This is a genomic window from Pseudomonas fluorescens Q2-87, assembly GCF_000281895.1.
In the GTDB taxonomy this organism is placed as follows: domain Bacteria; phylum Pseudomonadota; class Gammaproteobacteria; order Pseudomonadales; family Pseudomonadaceae; genus Aquipseudomonas; species Aquipseudomonas fluorescens_S.
The window spans coordinates 1691560-1707990 of the sequence record NZ_CM001558.1; the positions used below are offsets into that span (position 1 = coordinate 1691560).

Below are 16431 nucleotides of genomic sequence, written 5' to 3' on the forward strand. Positions count from 1 at the left end.
GGTCAGGCCTTGAGCGTTGCCATGTCGATGACGAAGCGGTACTTCACGTCTCCGGCGATCATGCGGCTGTAGGCCTCGTTGATCTGGCGGATGTCGAGCATTTCAATGTCGCAACTGATGTTGTGTTCGGCACAGAAGTCCAGGACTTCCTGGGTTTCTGCGATACCGCCGATCAACGAACCAGCCAGGACGCGACGGCCCATGATCAAATTGGCCGCATGGACCGGCGGATCGATCGGCTCTACCAGGCCCACCAGGATGTGTACACCGTCGAACCGCAGGGTACTGAGGTAGGGATTCAGGTCGTGCTGCACCGGAATGGTGTCCAGCAGGAAGTGGAAGCGTCCGGCCGCAGCGGCCATCTGCTCGGCGTCGGTGGACACGATCACATGGTCGGCGCCCTGGCGACGGGCTTCTTCCGCCTTGCTCGCCGAGCGAGTGAACAGCGTTACTTCAGCGCCCATCGCCTTGGCGAACTTGATGCCCATATGGCCCAAGCCGCCCATGCCGAGCACGCCGACCTTGTCGCCGGCTTTCACGCCGTAGTGCTTGAGCGGGGAGTAGGTGGTGATGCCGGCACAGAGAATCGGTGCGGCGCCGGCCGGATCGAGCGCGGCCGGGATGCGCAGCACGAAGTGCTCGTTGACTACAATGCTGTTGGAGTAACCGCCCATGGTATGCCCGCCGCTGATACGATCCGGGCTGGCATAGGTCTGGGTCATGCCCTGGTAGCAGTATTGCTCCAGGTCAGCATGACAAGCTTCGCACTCGCGGCAGGAGTCGACCATGCAGCCAACACCCACCAAGTCACCGACCTTATAACGGGTGACATTCGCACCGACGGCGGTAACCTTGCCTACGATTTCGTGGCCGGGCATCAGCGGGTAGACCGCGATGCCCCATTCGTTGCGAGCCTGGTGGATATCGGAGTGGCAGACGCCACAGTAGAGAATGTCGATTGCCACGTCGTCGGCCTGTGGGCTGCGCCGCTCGAATTTCATGGGGGCGAGGGGCGCGGTGGGCGATTGAGCGGCGTATCCGATGGCGGTGTACATAATGAACCTCGCTAAACAGTGAACAGTGGTGAGGCGATCTATTCTGGGAGCCATGGCGGCATTCGGCGATGGCGATTCCTACGGGTGTCGTGCCTAATCCTCCGACCTTGGTCGTGGATTGATCCTATGGAGTACCAGACCTGCGATGATGTTCCCATCCCTTTATCCATGAAGTTTTTCCCATGTTGCTGACCCGTCATCTCGATGCCAACGCGGCGCTGGTTTCGCTGATCGAACCCCTGGCGACCCGTGACGGCTTTATTCCTACACGGCTGCCTGGCGTGCAAGTGCTGCGGTGCAGCCAGGACATTGCCCGTGGCCCACAGCTCTACGAGCCGAGCCTGGTGATCATTGCCCAGGGCAGCAAACTGGCGTACCTGGGGCCGCGCACGCTGGAGTACGGCGCTGGGCATTACCTAATCCAGGCGTTACCGGTGCCGTTCGAGTGCGAAACCTATGCCATGCCCAATGCTCCGCTGCTTGGGATATCCGTTTCGATCGACCGGGCGCTGTTGGGCGAGCTGGTGCTGGCGATGGGGTTGATGCCGGGGCGAAGCCTCGCGGCGCAGACGCCGGAGTCCATGACCAGCGCCGTGCTCGATGGCGCCATGCGCGGATGCGTCGAGCGCCTGTTGCAGTGCTTGCACGACCCGCTGGAGTGCCAGGTCATGGGCCAGGCGCGACTGCGCGAATTACTCTTCGCCGCCTTGCGCGGGCCTCAGGCTGATGTATTGCGGGCGCTGGTGGAGCAGCAAGGGCAGTTCGCTCGGATTGCTGCGGCCCTGAGCCACTTGCATACGCACTTCACCGAACCGCTGAACGTCGAGACGCTGGCCAGTTGCGCGAACATGAGCGCCTCGACCTTTCATGAACATTTCAAGCGCAGCACCTTGCTGTCGCCGGTGCAGTATCTGAAACGGCTGCGCCTGCTCAAGGCCCAGCGGCTGCTGCTCACCGAGGGCTTGGGCGTGGCCCAGGTCGCGCATCAGGTGGGGTATCAGAGCTCGTCGCAGTTCAGCCGGGAGTACAAACGCTACTTCGAGCGTAATCCCGGGGAAGAGCGCGCAGCTTGATACACTGAAAATCCTTTGTGGGAGCGGGCTTGCTCGCGAAAGCGGTGTATCTGCCGGCATTTTTGTCGACTGACCCACCGCTTTCGCGAGCAAGCCCGCTCCCACATTTGGACTGTGATGTTCCTCTGATTGCGGGCAACAAAAAGGCCCCCATTGCGGGAGCCTTGATGTTCAGTGCGTCGACTTACATGTTCGGGTAAGTCGGCCCACCGGCGCCTTCCGGCGAAACCCAGGTGATGTTCTGTGCAGGGTCCTTGATGTCGCAGGTCTTGCAGTGCACACAGTTCTGGGCGTTGATCTGGAAGCGCTTCTCGCCGTCTTCCTTGGTCACCACTTCGTATACGCCGGCCGGGCAGTAGCGTTGGGCCGGTTCGTCGTACAACGGCAGGTTCTTGCTGATCGGGATGCTCGGGTCGGTCAACTTCAGGTGGCAGGGCTGTTCCTCTTCATGGTTGGTACCGGAGATGAACACCGAGCTGAGTTTGTCGAAGCTGAGCTTGCCGTCCGGTTTCGGGTAGTCGATCTTTTTGCAATCGGCCGCCAGCTTCAGGCAGGCATAGTCGGGCTTGTTGTCGTGCAGGGTGAACGGCAGCTTGCCGCCGAAGATGTTCTGGTCGAGCCAGTTGAAGCCGCCGCCGATAATGGCACCGTACTTGTGGATTGCAGCACCGAAGTTGCGGCTGGCGAACAGCTCTTCATGCAGCCAGCTGGCCTTGAAGGCGTCCACGTAGGTGTTCAGTTCTTCAGCGCCTTCGGAGCCCGCGAACAGCGCATCGGCCACGGCATCGGCGGCGAGCATGCCGGATTTCATGGCGGTGTGGCTGCCCTTGATCTTGGCAAAGTTCAGGGTGCCGAGGTCGCAACCAATCAGTGCGCCACCCTTGAAGACCATTTTCGGCAGCGAGTTCAGGCCGCCCTTGGCGATGGCGCGGGCGCCGTAGCTGACGCGCTTGCCGCCTTCGAGGTACTGCTTGAGCACTGGGTGATGCTTGAGGCGTTGGAACTCGTCGAACGGCGACAGGAAGGTGTTGCTGTAGGACAAGTCAACGATCAGGCCGACCACCACTTGGTTGTTTTCCAAGTGATAAAGGAAAGAGCCGCCGGTGTTTTCGGTGCCCATGATGTCCAGCGGCCAGCCAGCGGTGTGCACCACCAGGCCTGGCTGATGCTTGGCCGGGTCGATTTCCCAGATTTCCTTCAGGCCGATGCCGTAGTGCTGGACGTCGGCTTCGCTGTCCAGGTTGAAGCGCTTGATCAGTTGCTTGCCGATGTGGCCACGGCAGCCTTCGGCGAACAGCGTGTATTTGGCGCGCAATTCCATGCCAGGGGTGTAGAGGCCTTCCTTTGGGTGGCCTTCACGGTCGACACCCAAGTCACCGGTGATAATGCCGCGTACCACGCCATTTTCGTCGAACAGCGCTTCCTGGGCGGCAAACCCAGGGTAGATTTCCACGCCCAGGTTCTCGGCCTGCTGGGCCAGCCAGCGGCACAGGTTGCCCAGGGAAATAATATAGTTGCCTTCGTTGTGCATGGTCTTGGGCACGAAGAAGTCAGGGATTTTGCTCGCGGTCTCGGGGCTTTTCAGGACATAAATGTCATCGCGCTTGACGGGCGTGTTCAAGGGCGCGCCGAGTTCTTTCCAGTCCGGGAACAGCTCGTTCAGGGCACGGGGTTCGAACACCGCGCCGGAAAGGATATGCGCACCGACTTCGGAGCCTTTTTCGACCACGCAGACGCTGATTTCCTTACCGGCTTCGGCGGCCTTCTGTTTCAGTCGGCAAGCGGCAGACAGGCCAGCGGGGCCGGCACCGACGATGACCACGTCGAATTCCATGTATTCGCGTTCCACAGGCTATCTCCTACTCAAGGCTCACAGTTTTTCTAATTGGAGGTTTGGCGTTGCATCCGTTGTTTCCTTCGCGAAAGCGACGAAAGCGACAATGGATGAAACGCGGTTCTCTCTTAAGCGGCGCATTATATCTACACCACTCTCAGGGTCCAATACAAACGTTTGTTTGAAATTGCCGCAGCCCAGATAAATCACTGACGTACGGCTTATGACTGACCATTTTGCCGTATTGACCGGAATAGGCGTTCCGGTCAAGATACGGGCGGTTTTGCGCTCGCCGTAGGCTGACTATTGGTTTCAAGAGCACCTCTAAAGACAGGGCCAAGGCAGCACAAAGGGACGTATTGCGTGGTTCGGACGCGCAGTTTACACGCCGCGATAATGAATGACCCATCAGTCATCACTGACGAATGGTCTTCACTCCCGTGAGCAGGGTCATGTGTGGTTCATGCCGGCGTTTTTAGAGGTGCCCTTGCGCCCATGATCATCAACCGCCAGGTTCGCCTAGGCGACTTTCTTTTCACCGGAGAGTAACGAGGAATCCATGAAGGTTCTTGTAGCTGTCAAACGAGTGGTCGACTATAACGTCAAGGTTCGCGTCAAGGCGGACAACTCCGGCGTCGACCTCGCCAACGTCAAGATGTCGATGAACCCTTTCTGCGAAATCGCCGTAGAAGAAGCCGTACGCCTGAAAGAAAAAGGCGTGGCGACTGAGATCGTCGTCGTCTCCATCGGCCCGACCACCGCCCAGGAACAGCTGCGCACGGCGCTGGCACTGGGTGCCGATCGCGCCATCCTCGTCGAATCCGCCGAAGACCTGACCTCCCTGGCCGTGGCCAAGCTGCTCAAGGCCGTTGTCGACAAGGAACAGCCTTCGCTGGTGATCCTCGGCAAACAAGCCATCGACAGCGACAACAACCAGACCGGCCAGATGCTTGCAGCATTGAGCGGCTACGGTCAGGGTACGTTCGCGTCGAAAGTCGAAGTCAGCGGCGACAGCGTTGCCGTGACCCGTGAAATCGACGGCGGCGCGCAGACGGTTTCCCTGAAACTGCCGGCCATTGTCACCACCGACCTGCGTTTGAACGAGCCGCGTTATGCGTCGCTGCCAAACATCATGAAAGCCAAGAAGAAGCCTCTCGAAGTGCTGACTCCGGACGCTTTGGGCGTTTCCACTGCCTCCACCAACAAGACCGTGAAAGTCGAAGCGCCGGCTGCACGTAGCGCGGGCATCAAGGTCAAGTCGGTGGCTGAACTGGTCGAGAAACTGAAAAACGAAGCGAAGGTAATCTAAATGACTATCTTGGTTATTGCTGAACACGACAACAAAGTGTTGGCCCCGGCCACGCTGAACACCGTCGCTGCCGCTGCCAAAATTGGCGGCGACATCCACGTCCTGGTGGCCGGGCAGGGCGCTGGCGCCGTTGCCGAAGCCGCTGCGAAAATCGCTGGCGTGGCAAAAGTACTGGCGGCCGACAACGCTGCCTACGCGCACCAGTTGCCGGAGAACGTCGCTCCGCTGGTAGCTGAGCTGGGCAAGGGCTACAGCCACATCCTGGCTGCCGCCACTTCCAACGGCAAGAACATCCTGCCGCGCGTTGCCGCTGCACTGGATGTCGACCAGATCTCCGAAATCATCTCGGTAGAAAGCGCCGACACCTTCAAGCGCCCGATCTACGCTGGTAACGCCATTGCCACCGTGCAATCGACTGCTTCGGTCAAGGTCATCACCGTGCGCGCCACCGGTTTCGATCCGGTTGCCGCTGAAGGTGGCTCGGCTGCCGTTGAGGCCGTAGGCGCTGCCCATGACGCGGGTATCTCCAGCTTCGTCGGTGAAGAACTGGCCAAGTCCGACCGTCCGGAACTGACCGCTGCCAAGATCGTCGTTTCCGGCGGCCGTGGCATGCAGAACGGTGATAACTTCAAACATCTGTACGCCCTGGCTGACAAGCTGGGCGCTGCCGTCGGTGCTTCCCGCGCGGCGGTTGACGCAGGTTTCGTACCCAACGACATGCAGGTCGGCCAGACCGGCAAGATCGTTGCGCCACAGCTGTACATCGCCGTCGGTATCTCCGGCGCGATCCAGCACCTGGCCGGCATGAAAGACTCCAAAGTGATCGTAGCGATCAACAAGGACGAAGAAGCGCCGATCTTCCAAGTGGCCGACTACGGTCTGGTAGCAGACCTGTTCGAAGCCATCCCTGAGCTGGAGAAGCTGGTCTAATCCGGCGTCTTCACTTATAAAGAGCCCGGCCTTTTGGCCGGGTTTTTTATTTCCGTATCAGAGGAGCGTATCGCCATGGAACTGCGCCGTTTGGTTGGTTGGTCGTTGCTATGGGCACTGGTGGTTGTGCCGGGCCTGTCTGCCGCTGCCGGCAAATGCGAGCGACTGATTGCCACTGGCAGCCCGGATGCGCCGCCTTATCTCTGGCAAGACCCCCATGACCCCAAGCACTTGATCGGTGCCGGTGCCGATCTGCTGATGCAAGTGGGGGCGGAGCTGGGGCTCAAGATCGAACTGCTTTACGCCGGCAAGCGTGCCCAGGCGCTGGATGAAGTGCGCAGCGGCCGCATGGACCTGCTGACCGATGCTCCGCTGACCAGCAGCGGGCTTGAAACCCTGGACTACGTGCACCCGCCCTTGCTGGAAAACGATTACCTGGTCTGGACCCGCAAGGATTCGACGCTGGTCATCAATGAACCCGGCGACCTTCATGGACACCCAGGCGCATTGTCGGAAAAGTCGCGGATGACCTCGGATTTTGGCGTCTTTGCCGAGCAGAAATTATCCCTGGTCCGCACGCCCAACCTGACCCAGGCATTCCAAAAACTGCTGCTGGGAGAAGTGGAATATGTCCTGGCGGGCCGCTATTCGGGCTTGGCAATGGCGCAGACGCTGGGGATGGCGAACGACCTGCAGGCTTCGCCGCAACCGGTGGATAAACCGGGGCTGTTCCTCGCGATTTCCCATAACTCCGCCTGCAATGACCCATGGTTACGCGGACAGCTGGCGCAAAAGATGACAGAATTGGCCGCGTCCGGCCTGGCGGAGGCTGTGTTGCAGCGCAATCTGGAGCGTTGGAACACACAGTTGCAGCCACCTGTCAGTGCCCCAAAACAGTAGGGAACATTAGTGACTATTCGACCTCTTTTCGCTGCCCTGGCCGTTATGGCTCTGGCGGGCTGCGCAGCCGATCCGGCGCCGAATGAACAGATACGCCTGACTGAACAGGCATTGGAGCAAGCCCGGGCCGTGGGCGCCACCGCCGACGAAGTGCCCGAATTGAAGCTGGCTGAAGACAAGTTCGCCCGGGCCAAATCGAACATGGCCGACGCATCCTACAAGAAGGCGCGGATGCGGGCCGAACAGGCCGAACTCGATGCTCGCCTGGCTGAAGCGAAGGTGCTGACCCTCAAGAGCCAGGAGCAACTGAACGTGCTCGACACGCGCATCAAGCGCTTGCGCAAACAATTGAGGGATGATGCCCAATGAAGCCGTCCCATGTTTTTGGCGGCCTGGTCCTGACGGGCCTGGCCAGCTTGTACGGCTGTGTGGGCCAGCGCAGCGAGGCCGCGCTCGAGCAAGCCAGTTCCGATTTCCAGAAGGTCAAGGAAGACGCCAACGTATTGCGTGCCGCGCCCCGGGACGTCATCCGTGCCGGTGAATCCCTGGCCCGCGCCGATCGCTTGTCCAGCTATTGGGGCAGCGGCGAGGATGTGCAGCACTATGCCTACCTGAGCCAGCGCTACAGCGAGATCGCCCGTGAGCATAGCAACCAGGTGCTCAACGAAGAGCGCGCCGCGAAGCTCGAATTGGAGCGTCAGCGCCTGCAATTGGCCCTGCGCGAGTCCAAGCTGTTGAGCGTGCAGCAACAGGGCAAATGGCTCGAAGAGCAGATCATGGCGATGGCGACGACCCAGACCGATCGCGGCCTGGTCATGACGCTGGGTGATGTGTTGTTCGACACCGGTGAAGCGGAACTGAAAAACTCGGCCAACCGGATAGTACTCAAGATTGTGCAGTTCCTGCAGCTCAACCCCAAGCGCGTGGTGCGCATCGAAGGGTACACCGACAGCACGGGCGGCAAGCAGGAGAACCTCAAGCTGTCTCGCGACCGAGCGCAAGCAGTGGCGGATGTGCTGGTGGACCTGGGGATTGATGAAAAACGCATCCAGGTCGAAGGCTACGGCGATGAGTACCCGGTAGACGTCAATGCTTCCGAGCGTGGCCGGGCGCAGAACCGTCGCGTTGAAATTGTGTTCTCCGATGAAAAAGGCCAGCTCGGCGCCACCCGTTAAGGGCTGCGTCACTGGAAAACCCGGCCCCGCTAACGGCGCCGGGTTTTTTTTGGCTCAAAATAGATGATCCACGGGTACAGTTGGGGCTGTCACTGCGCTGTATGGTCAAGTAATCTGGCAACTGTCCCAGTACACTTCTAAACTGTTCCGGTATCGTTTCCGACAAGAATAAAATGCCCGTGAAATCGAGTGCTGCGTCATGACCAACCTTCTTCTCTATCAACGTATCGCCCAACAGCTGGCCGAAGACATCCGTCGCGGGGTCTATCAGCCCGGTGAGCGCGTACCTTCGGTGCGCAAGATGAGTTCGCAGCTCAACGTCAGCCATGCCACGGTGTTGCAGGCCTACGCGAACCTTGAAGACCAGGGACTCATTCGCGCGCGGCCGCAGTCGGGCTACTACGTGCACCAGACGCCGGCCTTGACGGCGCCGACCCCGGACATCGCCCGGGTCGAACGCCCGGGCCTGGTGACTCGCAGCAGCATCATCCAACAGGTGTTGGTCGAGTCGCGTCGCGAAGGTGTATTCCCCCTCGGGGCGGCGGTGCCGAGCGTCGATTACCTGCCCGTTCGGGCGTTGCATCAGCAGTTGGCCAAGGTCACGCGTTTTCACAGTCCGCGAGCGTTCAGCTACATGTTCAGCCCGGGCTTCGAGCCATTGCGGCGCCAGGTGGCGATTCGAATGCGCGATGCCGGCGTGGTGGTAGACCCCTCCGAAGTGGTGATCACCCATGGCTGTGTCGACGCGCTGCAAATGTCCTTGCGAGTGCTGACCCGGCCGGGCGATTTGATCGCCGCCGAGTCGCCCACTTATTACGGTTTGCTGCAACTGGCGGACCTGCTGGGCCTGAAAGTCATCGAAATTCCCAGTGACCCGGTCACCGGCATGAGCCTTGAAGCCTTGCAACTGGCGGCCAACCAATGGTCGATCAAGGCATTGGTGCTGACCACGCGCCTGAGCAATCCCCTGGGCGGCACCATGCCGGAGGAGCGCCAGAAGCAGTTGCTGCGCCTGGCCTCGGACTTCGACATCCAGATCGTCGAGGACGATATCTACGGCGAGTTGATGTTCGAGCAGGGCCGCACCAAGGCACTGAAGGCCTACGACCGCTTGGATCGGGTCATCTACTGTTCGAGTTTCTCCAAGACGTTGTCGCCGGGTGTGCGCATCGGCTGGATGATCGCCGGGAAATTCCAGCAGGAAATCCAGCGCCTCCAGACCTTCAGCACACACTCGGCGTGCAGCGTTACGCAGATGGGCATCGCGGCGTACCTGGAAAATGGCGGCTACGACCGGCACCTGCGTTTCATTCGCCAGGAATACCGCAAGAACCTCAGCGCCTTCCAGCTGGCGGTACAGCAGTATTTTCCCGAAGGTACGCAAATGAGCCGTCCCACCGGGGGATTCATCCTGTGGGTGAGCCTGCCGGGACGGGTCAATACCCAGGAATTGCATGTGCGGGCGTTGCAACAGGGCATCAGCATCGCGCCAGGGCTGATCTTCAGTAACACCGAGCAGTTCAACCACTGCATTCGTTTGAACTGCGGCACGCCCTGGAACCGCGAGGCAGAACGGGCGTTGATGACGCTGGGGCTGCTGGCCACTCAGCTGTGCCAGGAGACGGCCAGCGGATTATTTTAGAAATCAGGGGCTTGGCTTGATGTGCTTGTCAGCGCCTCATTATCAGGCGAGCATGGACGTCTCTGCCGTGAATGTCGTTTTTTATGAAAGCCATTGTTCCTGCCGCCTGGGTTTTGATCGGCCTGTTGACCGCCTTCCATACGGGAGGCGTCACGGCGGCTTCGGCCCAGGAAAAGCCTGCCGCCAGCACTGCGAAAGAGGCTGCGAAAAAACCGTCGGCGATTAAACAGGCTCCTGCGAAAAAAGCGGCTCCCGCGAAGAAGAAAAAACGCGCGCCCATCGCTTCCAAGAGCAAGTCGGCCCATGAGGTCGCCAAGACCCCGTTGCCCCCGGCCAAGCTGGACTTGAGCCTACCCCATGACATGGTCGAGGAGCTGCAGCCGCCCGGTAAGGTCGCGTTGCCCAAGCGTGAGGCACTGTTGCCGTCCATGTTCGGGCAGAAACCCGGACCGTTCCAGCTCAACGGCCGTTTGCTGAGCAATGAAATGCAACTGCCGCTGCGCAATCAGGAGCGTAGTGAAGTTGAAGGCGCGGCGCTGGATTTCGAATTCAAGCAGTAGAGTCCCGCAAGTACGCAGCTCGTCGCTGACTGTTCAGTCATTTGGACATGAATAAAAAAACACGCAGACGGTAATTTAAAACGAGTGTTTTAGCCGCTACTCTGTGTCCTGTTACCCATCATTACCTGTTTCGAGGATCTTCTCGTCATGAAATGCCGTGAGGGCTGTGGCGCTTGTTGCATAGCCCCTTCCATCAGCTCGCCGATCCCAGGCATGCCCCATGGCAAACCCGCGGGAGAACGTTGCGTGCAATTGTCGGTCGATAACCTGTGCCGGATCTTCGGCCAGCCGGAGCGTCCGTCGGTGTGCTCGGCGTTCGAGGCGGATATCGAGGTCTGCGGCGACAGCAGCGAAGAGGCCATCCGGCTGATCGGCTGGTGGGAGCAAGTGACGGCAGCCTAGTGGGTGAATGATCGGCACCGAAATGAACGAACTTGGACAATAAGGAAAAGAATTATGGGTTCGCTGCATCGTATGGCTGTGATGTGTGGTTTGACCGTGCTGCTGGCGTCGGCCACTGCGCAGGCAGAGGACTGGCAGGTCGCCAAGGAAAAGGATGGCATCAAGGTTTCCCTCAGTGAGGTGGCAGGCTCCAAATACAAGGCCTACCGCGGCGTGACGGTCATGAAAACCAGCATCGAAAAGCTGCGCGCCCTGCAGGAAGATGTGTCCGGCGCTTGCAGTTGGATTCATGAGTGCAAGAGTCAGAAGTTGCTCAAGCATGAAGGCAACAAAAGCTGGACCTACACCCAGTTCAATACGCCTTGGCCGGTGACGTCCCGGGATTCGGTGCTGGAGGTTACTACCGAGGAAGGCGCCGATGGCAGCCTGACCCGCAAGCTCAAGGGCGTGCCGAAGTATCTGCCTGAGGAGAAGGGGTTCGTCCGCGTGACCCAGGTCGACGGCTTCTGGACATTCACGCCAAAGGGCCCCAATCAGGTCGAAGTGACTTACCAAGTCCACACTGAGCCTGGTGGCGACGTACCGTCCTGGCTGGCGAACAAGTTCGTGGTGGATGCGCCGTTCAACACGCTGCAAGCGCTGAAGGAACGTGCCGAAAAATAACCGGCCTTGCCGTTACCTGAAGACCGCCCGCGAGGCGGTCTTTTCATGTGTGCCGTCCAACAGCCCGGCGGAACGATTGCTCAACGGCCAATGTCGAGATGAAGGTAAACCAGGCCCTGAATTGATCGAGGAGACACCGATGCAGAAGTGGGAAATCACTTTCGTGGATGATCATGGCGAAGCCATCGCCGAACACTTCGACTATCACCAGGAGCCCACCATGGAGCAGGCCGCACAATTGATTCGCGAAAGATTGCTTCCAGTGTCCGCCCAGCTGGATCTCAATGACCTGGAAGGTCGCACCCAAGATCCAACCCTGAAGAACCTCAAATCCCAGCACAGCATCGAAATCATCAGCATTACACCGATTTCATGAAATCGTTGCCTGGCCTCGCTTGGCAGTGGCTATCACTTGAGGCTACTCTGCAAGTGAGATCAGCGAAAGGATCGCGAAGGTCCGGTCTTGTCAGCTACATGCTTGTGTCCCGACGGTTATTTGATGCCGTACCGCGTACTGCCAAGGGCTGTGCGCACGGGAAAACGGAAAGTCTATCCATCGGTCTGAGGGGGACGTTTCATGAGCACAGCCTATCAAGAAGACATCAGCACCAGCGTATTGCGCCGCATGAAAGAAGGCGGTTTCGATTTTTCCCGATTCCATCCTATTGAGTTCTACGCCATTTTCCCGGACGAGGAGCGGGCGCGCAGGGCGGCAGGTCATTTTCGGGGCGAATCGCTGAATGCGCAGATCAGTGCGCGGGATGACGGGGCCTGGTCATTGGAACTGAGCCGGGTGATGTACGCCACATACGATGACATCGGAGACTTCGAGCAAGACTTCGAAGCCGTCGTCGAACCCTTGGGGGGCGTCATCGAGGGGTGGGGCGTCAAGCAGGAGATCCGGCGCCTGCAAGCCTGACAATTATTGACTGTAACTGCAGCAACGGCTGACCTTGTGTCGGCCGTTTTCGTATGCGCGCCAGTGACGACTGACCCATCTTCGTGCTCTCCGGGTGCGAAACCTGCGTGGTGCCCGGCGGTCTGACCCGCGTGGCGCTGCGCGAGGGCTCCCTGGTGGTGAGGGACCAAGGACACCTGGGTGGTGGAGGATTGAAGGAAACCTGTAATGCTGAGTAGAACCGCCTCGGATCTGCATGGGATGTCACGTTACCTGGACGTGCGGAAACCGAAATGGACGCACGCCTGCACTACACCGACATCAGCGACATCCTCGAAGGGGGCCTGCATGCCTGGCTCACCGAATTCATCCCACTGGTCCGCGAACTGGGCGACGCCATCCACAGTTCCTACCTGGAGGTCATATGAGACTCTCGATCAGCCACGAAACGGCCTACCACTATGAGGACCAGGTTCGCGCCAGCATCCAGTACCTGCGTCTTACCCCCCACGACAGCGAACGCCAGCACGTGCTGAGCTGGCAGCTCGATTTGCCACGACCGGTGCGAGCGCAACTGGACCCGTTCGGCAATATCCTTCACGTGCTGACCCTGGACGAGCCCCACGAAACAGTGATCATCGGTACCCGGGGACAGGTGGATATCGACCCGTCGCGCGAAGCGGAACATGAGAGCCAGTCGGCGCTGCCGTTCTTGCGGTTCACCCGGCTGACCGAGGCAGACGAAGCCCTTCGGGCATTCGCCCTGCAGCAATGCAAGCAGCGTCGCGATCGCACGGCATTGATCGACCTGATGCACGGGCTGAACCAGCACATGGCCTACACGCCTGGCTCCACCGCGGTCGAGACCAGCGCGGCCCAGGCTTTCGCCGGTCGTAGCGGTGTGTGCCAGGATCACGCCCATGCATTCCTGGCCTGCGCCCGCAGCTTGGGCGTGCCGGCGCGGTATGTGTCGGGCTATCTGTTCAGCGAGCAGAGCGAACACCTGGCCAGTCACGCGTGGGTCGAGGCCTGGCTCGATGACGCCTGGTACAGCTTCGATGTGACCCATAAACTGGCCCGACCGGAGCGACATTTGAAACTGGCGGTAGGCCTGGACTACCTCGATGCCTGTCCGGTGCGGGGCATGCGGCGTGGCGGTGGCGGTGGCGGCGAGCAGATGCACGCCAAGGTGATCGTGATGCCAGCGCCGGTGATCACCGTGCAACAGCAATAACCCTGTGGCGAGGGAGCTTGCTCCCGCTGGGCTGCGCAGCGGCCCCTTAACCAGCTTGCGAGCCCTTTGCACTCGGACTGGAGCAAGCTCCTCATAAAAGCGATCTCACGGAGCCGGCTGTTGCTTACGCCCCGCCATATGCTTGAGGTACCCCACCAGTAGATCCAGCTCGGAATCTGGCAGGACCGCCGCAGAGAACCCCGGCATCTTCCCTTGTGGCCAGCGCCGCAAGGCCTGGGGGTCGCGGATATAGCGCTTGAGGAAATCGCCGGAGAAATACTCGGTCGGATTGAAAGGAATGTTCAGGTCCGGGCCGAACTGGGCGTCCCCGGCGCCATTGAGCCGGTGGCACGCCAGGCAATTTTTCTGGAACAGTTCGAAGCCTTTGTTGACCGGGTCATCCTTGGCCAGGTTGGCTGCCGGAAGCAGGGCAGGGAAGCGTTCGGCCACGGCTGACAGACGCTTGATACTTGCCACTGCATACGGCCATTGCTCCGGGCTGATATGTCCCGCCTGGGGATCGGTCCAGACCAGGTAGAAAGGTCCGGCGCTGGACTTGCCTTGCGCCAGCGGCGGCCAGGGCTGGGCCGGGTCTTCGATCGCCAGCCAGGCCTGGGCGCCGTGAGTGTTGAGTAGCGGTGCGGCGGGCATCTCGGCGGCGAATCCGTCCAGGGCAACGGCCTGCAAATGATCGTCTGGTCGGACGCCCGTCAATAGCGCCGCCAGCGGCACGGCGCGATAACTCATCGGTTTCTTGTAGGAAACGTCTTCGATGATCTGGACTGTGCGGGCTTCAGGGTGCTTGAGCAGTTCTTCGGTTTGCCAGGTGCGAGCCGTCGCGCCCAGCTCAAGCACCAGCTGTGCGGCATACAAGGGCGTGCTGAGCAGCAACGCCCCGAATACAATGAGAGCTTTCAAGTGGAACGCCTTCCATGTCGAGGGGGGTGCCACAGAGGTTGGCACAGCTATCGCGACTCGAACAGCGAACCCGCCTTATTTTTGGCGAAACAACTTGATGAACTTATGGATGCCTGCCCGCAGGATTCAGCCGATCACTTTGGTGATATTCGGCAAAATCAACAGCAACGTCGTGGCAAAGAGAATGAGTCCGGCTTGACGAACTTTCGAATGTTTGAACATGGCTGACCCGCCTTTTTTGTTATTTCCTGAGGCCAGCCTGCATATCCATGATGGCTGGCATTGCACTTCCTGTATGACAAGGGCCTCGGCAAAACCCGACGACTTTTCTTGTACAAGGTTTACATTAGGGGCCGCGGGCCACTTGGCTTAGATCCAATTAATATGAATCGCTATGGAATAGCTCTAAAAATGGCATGAGGCTCATTGCCATCTTCTTGGCGGCCCTTTGGCTAGACAGCTTGCTCTCCTGAATCGGTTAACCCGATAGCTCGCTACCGTTCGTCTGAGCGTGGTCGTCAATGCCGCTGAGCATTGTGGTCATTGAATCCGGGGCCGCTGGGCTTATGGTTAAGGGCGTTGCGTTACCCATTGGTGGTTCGAGGATGTCATGACCGAAGCTTTGATTTTCGACGCGCTACGCACGCCCCGTGGCAAGGGCAAGGCCGATGGCGCGCTGCACAGCGTCAAACCAGTGAGCCTGGTAGCCGGCCTGTTGAATGCCCTGCAACAACGCATGGACCTGGACACCAGCCAGGTGGACGACGTCGTGCTCGGTTGCGTGACGCCGATGGGCGAGCAGGGCGCCGACATCGCCAAGACGGCTGCCGTCGTGGCCGACTGGGATATCAGCGTGGCGGGCGTGCAACTCAATCGCTTCTGTGCCTCGGGCCTGGAAGCAGTGAACCTGGCCGCAATGAAAGTACGTTCCGGGTTTGAAGATCTGGTGGTGGCCGGCGGCGTTGAATCCATGTCCCGGGTTCCCATGGGCAGCGATGGCGGCGCGTGGGCGCTGGACCCGCAATCCAACCTGCACGGTCACTTCATTCCCCAAGGCATCGGTGCCGACCTGATCGCCACCCTTGAAGGCTTCAGCCGCGAGGACGTCGATGCCTACGCGCTGCATTCCCAGCACAAAGCCGCGCGAGCACGAGGCGACGGTTCGTTCGCCAAATCCCTGGTCGCGGTGCGGGACCAGAATGGCCTCGTGCTGCTGGACCACGACGAGTTCATCCGCGCCGAGTCGACGCTCGAAGGCCTGGGCAAGCTCAAACCGAGCTTCGAAGCGATGGGCCAGATGGGGTTCGACGGCACGGCGTTGCGCATCTATAGCCACGTCGAGCGAATCAACCACGTGCACACGCCGGGCAATAGTTCCGGCATCGTCGATGGTGCAGCCCTGATGCTGATCGGTTCCGAAGCCAAGGGACGCGCGATGGGCTTACAGCCCAGGGCTCGGATCGTCGCGACGGCCGTCACCAGCACCGACCCGACCATCATGCTCACCGGTCCGGCCCCGGCCAGCCGCAAGGCTTTGGCCAAGGCCGGCCTGCGGGTCGAGGACATCGACCTGTTCGAGGTCAACGAAGCCTTCGCTTCGGTGGTGCTCAAGTTCATCAAGGACATGGCCATCGATCCCGCCAAGGTCAACGTCAACGGCGGATCCATTGCCATGGGCCACCCGTTGGGCGCTACCGGGTGCGCCATCCTCGGCACCTTGCTCGATGAGTTGGAGGCGCGTCGCCTGCGCTATGGCCTGGCGACCCTCTGTGTCGGCGGCGGCATGGGCATTGCCACCGTCATCGAACGCCTCTGAGCCCGATTTCAAGGAACATTTT

The 16431-nt window shown here is 60.0% G+C and carries 17 protein-coding genes and 2 pseudogenes; 16 read left to right on the forward strand and 3 right to left on the reverse strand.

The window, feature by feature from the left end; translation table 11 throughout:
• Positions 1-2 precede the first annotated feature (2 nt).
• Positions 3-1055 (reverse strand): NAD(P)-dependent alcohol dehydrogenase, encoded by a 1053-nt coding sequence (locus tag PFLQ2_RS19935; protein WP_003179442.1) that lies wholly within the window; start codon positions 1053-1055, stop codon positions 3-5.
• A gap of 182 nt (positions 1056-1237) precedes the next feature.
• Here PFLQ2_RS19935 and PFLQ2_RS19930 point away from each other — a divergent pair, with 182 nt between their 5' ends.
• Positions 1238-2128 (forward strand): AraC family transcriptional regulator, encoded by an 891-nt coding sequence (locus PFLQ2_RS19930; RefSeq protein ID WP_003179443.1) that lies wholly within the window; start codon positions 1238-1240, stop codon positions 2126-2128.
• 184 nt (positions 2129-2312) lie between these two features.
• Here PFLQ2_RS19930 and PFLQ2_RS19925 read toward each other — a convergent pair whose 3' ends face one another.
• The gene (locus PFLQ2_RS19925) at positions 2313-3977 is read right to left on the reverse strand and encodes an electron transfer flavoprotein-ubiquinone oxidoreductase (protein ID WP_003179444.1); all 1665 of its coding nucleotides are present in this window, start codon (positions 3975-3977) and stop codon (positions 2313-2315) included.
• A 544-nt stretch (positions 3978-4521) separates the two neighbouring features.
• Between PFLQ2_RS19925 and PFLQ2_RS19920 the strand changes: the two genes are divergently transcribed.
• From PFLQ2_RS19920 to PFLQ2_RS19865, 14 genes and pseudogenes are all read left to right on the forward strand, one after another.
• Positions 4522-5271, forward strand: coding sequence for an electron transfer flavoprotein subunit beta/FixA family protein (locus PFLQ2_RS19920; RefSeq protein ID WP_003179445.1), 750 nt, complete (start codon positions 4522-4524; stop codon positions 5269-5271).
• Positions 5272-6201 carry an electron transfer flavoprotein subunit alpha/FixB family protein gene (locus tag PFLQ2_RS19915; RefSeq protein WP_003179446.1) on the forward strand — a complete coding sequence of 310 codons (930 nt, stop codon included), beginning with the start codon at positions 5272-5274 and terminating at the stop codon, positions 6199-6201.
• Between the two features lie 75 nt (positions 6202-6276).
• Positions 6277-7101 carry a substrate-binding periplasmic protein gene (locus tag PFLQ2_RS19910; RefSeq protein ID WP_003179448.1) on the forward strand — a complete coding sequence of 275 codons (825 nt, stop codon included), beginning with the start codon at positions 6277-6279 and terminating at the stop codon, positions 7099-7101.
• 9 nt (positions 7102-7110) lie between these two features.
• Positions 7111-7470: a DUF4398 domain-containing protein gene (locus PFLQ2_RS19905; RefSeq protein ID WP_003179450.1), complete on the forward strand. Its 360-nt coding sequence runs from the start codon at positions 7111-7113 to the stop codon at positions 7468-7470.
• Positions 7467-8276 (forward strand): OmpA family protein, encoded by an 810-nt coding sequence (locus PFLQ2_RS19900; protein ID WP_003179452.1) that lies wholly within the window; start codon positions 7467-7469, stop codon positions 8274-8276. Before PFLQ2_RS19905 ends, PFLQ2_RS19900 begins: the two co-directional genes overlap by 4 nt.
• 199 nt (positions 8277-8475) lie before the next feature.
• The gene (locus PFLQ2_RS19895; RefSeq protein ID WP_003179454.1) at positions 8476-9918 is read left to right on the forward strand and encodes a PLP-dependent aminotransferase family protein; all 1443 of its coding nucleotides are present in this window, start codon (positions 8476-8478) and stop codon (positions 9916-9918) included.
• Positions 9919-10001: 83 nt separating this feature from the next.
• The gene (locus PFLQ2_RS19890; protein WP_003179456.1) at positions 10002-10478 is read left to right on the forward strand and encodes a hypothetical protein; all 477 of its coding nucleotides are present in this window, start codon (positions 10002-10004) and stop codon (positions 10476-10478) included.
• A 147-nt stretch (positions 10479-10625) separates the two neighbouring features.
• Positions 10626-10880 carry a YkgJ family cysteine cluster protein gene (locus PFLQ2_RS19885; RefSeq protein WP_003179458.1) on the forward strand — a complete coding sequence of 85 codons (255 nt, stop codon included), beginning with the start codon at positions 10626-10628 and terminating at the stop codon, positions 10878-10880.
• Positions 10881-10934: 54 nt separating this feature from the next.
• The gene (locus tag PFLQ2_RS19880; protein WP_003179459.1) at positions 10935-11543 is read left to right on the forward strand and encodes an START domain-containing protein; all 609 of its coding nucleotides are present in this window, start codon (positions 10935-10937) and stop codon (positions 11541-11543) included.
• Positions 11544-11682: 139 nt separating this feature from the next.
• Positions 11683-11919: a hypothetical protein gene (locus PFLQ2_RS19875; RefSeq protein ID WP_003179461.1), complete on the forward strand. Its 237-nt coding sequence runs from the start codon at positions 11683-11685 to the stop codon at positions 11917-11919.
• A gap of 201 nt (positions 11920-12120) precedes the next feature.
• Complete coding sequence (locus PFLQ2_RS19870; protein ID WP_003179463.1) at positions 12121-12462, forward strand: ribonuclease E inhibitor RraB; 342 nt, start codon at positions 12121-12123, stop codon at positions 12460-12462.
• A gap of 80 nt (positions 12463-12542) precedes the next feature.
• Positions 12543-12657: pseudogene (locus PFLQ2_RS30960) on the forward strand (hypothetical protein); the annotation flags it as partial.
• 62 nt (positions 12658-12719) lie between these two features.
• A pseudogene (locus PFLQ2_RS29620) lies at positions 12720-12869 on the forward strand (alpha-E domain-containing protein); the annotation flags it as partial.
• Positions 12866-13675, forward strand: coding sequence for a transglutaminase family protein (locus PFLQ2_RS19865; protein WP_003179469.1), 810 nt, complete (start codon positions 12866-12868; stop codon positions 13673-13675). The pseudogene PFLQ2_RS29620 and the gene PFLQ2_RS19865, both read left to right, overlap by 4 nt.
• Positions 13676-13780: 105 nt before the next feature.
• Here the strand turns inward: PFLQ2_RS19865 and PFLQ2_RS19860 are convergent, their stop codons facing one another.
• On the reverse strand, positions 13781-14593 hold the full coding sequence (locus tag PFLQ2_RS19860) for a c-type cytochrome (RefSeq protein WP_003179471.1): 813 nt from the start codon (positions 14591-14593) through the stop codon (positions 13781-13783).
• A gap of 610 nt (positions 14594-15203) precedes the next feature.
• On the opposite strand from PFLQ2_RS19860, the gene PFLQ2_RS19855 reads away from it, so the two are divergent.
• Entirely contained in the window at positions 15204-16409 is a 1206-nt protein-coding gene (locus PFLQ2_RS19855) for an acetyl-CoA C-acetyltransferase (protein WP_003179474.1), read from the forward strand.
• Positions 16410-16431: the final 22 nt, after the last annotated feature.